Annotated in this window: 1 protein-coding gene; it reads left to right on the top strand. The window is 70.3% G+C overall.

Annotation, left to right across the window (positions count from 1 at the left end; translation table 11 throughout):
• The coding region (locus tag IE271_RS41210) for an NADP(+)-dependent, decarboxylating phosphogluconate dehydrogenase (RefSeq protein ID WP_190195517.1) at positions 1–714 on the top strand (714 nt) is incomplete at both ends.

Genomic DNA, 714 nt, shown 5'->3' with positions numbered 1-714 from the left:
CGTGTGGTGTGGGTGATGGTCCCGGCGGGCGCGCCCACCCAGGCCACCATCGACGAGCTGGCCGGTCTGCTGGACGAGGGCGACGTGGTCGTGGACGGCGGCAACTCGCGCTGGACGGACGACGAGAAGCACGCCGCCGAGCTGGGCGTGAAGGGCATCGGCTTCGTCGACTGCGGCGTCTCCGGCGGCGTGTGGGGCCTGGAGAACGGCTACGCGCTGATGTACGGCGGCACCGAGGAGAACATCGCCAAGGTGCAGCCGGTCTTCGACGCGCTCAAGCCGGAGGGCGACTTCGGCGCGGTGCACGCGGGCAAGGTCGGCGCCGGGCACTTCTCCAAGATGGTCCACAACGGCATCGAGTACGCCATGATGCAGGCCTACGCCGAGGGCTGGGAGCTGCTGGAGAAGGTCGACTCCGTCACCGACGTGCGCGAGGTCTTCCGCTCCTGGCAGGAGGGCACCGTCATCCGCTCCTGGCTGCTCGACCTGGCCGTGAACGCGCTGGACGAGGACGAGCACCTGGAGAAGCTGCGCGGCTTCGCGCAGGACTCCGGCGAGGGCCGCTGGACCGTGGAGGCGGCGATCGACAACGCCGTGCCGCTGCCCGCGATCACCGCCTCGCTCTTCGCCCGCTTCGCCTCCCGCCAGGACGACTCGCCGCAGATGAAGATGATCGCCGCACTGCGCAACCAGTTCGGCGGCCACGCGGTCGAG

It is taken from the genome of Streptomyces minutiscleroticus (assembly GCF_014650875.1).
Lineage (GTDB): Bacteria > Actinomycetota > Actinomycetes > Streptomycetales > Streptomycetaceae > Streptomyces > Streptomyces minutiscleroticus.
This window is presented reverse-complemented; position numbering and strand designations above follow the sequence as displayed.